The sequence below is a fragment of the Chitinimonas violaceus genome (assembly GCF_052601015.1).
The window spans coordinates 1-444 of record NZ_JBQXDJ010000235.1 but is presented as its reverse complement, the minus strand read 5'-3'; the positions used below and the strand labels follow the sequence as shown (position 1 = coordinate 444).

Here is a 444-nt window from a genome sequence, read left to right as displayed (position 1 = left end):
AAAATCCACGGGTGAGACTAGCCCGTAGAGATATAGTTATGCACAGTCGCCGGTCAAACGGCGGCAACCATCACTGGGTCAATATTCAATCGGCAGGGTGGGTCAATATTCAATCAGCGCAAACACTTTAGCCAAATCAGGGGCGTGCCGTTTGGCATAGATACGGCTCGCCGCGCTGGAAAGTCGCTTGGCTGCTTTGGCTGGACCACCAAACTGCGACAGATACGGAAAGGTCATGATGGCGGGCTGCGTCAGGTTAACGGCCGCACTGGCTACTGAGCCTCCCAGGAAGTGCAGGAACATATAGCCACGCAATACGGCTGCCTCTTCCTTGGGTTCAGTCAGGTACTGCACTAGGCTGACCGCTTCGTCCTTCACGTCACCCTTGCAGGCTTCTGCCGCTTCCAGCATCTCAACCCGATTGAAGTTACCGGAAGCTTGGCG

1 protein-coding gene is annotated in these 444 nt (G+C 55.4%); it reads right to left on the bottom strand.

Annotated elements, in window-relative coordinates:
- Positions 1-102 precede the first annotated feature (102 nt).
- Positions 103-444: hypothetical protein (locus tag ACUHMQ_RS21100; protein ID WP_445297399.1), on the bottom strand; the 342-nt coding region annotated here is incomplete at its 5' end.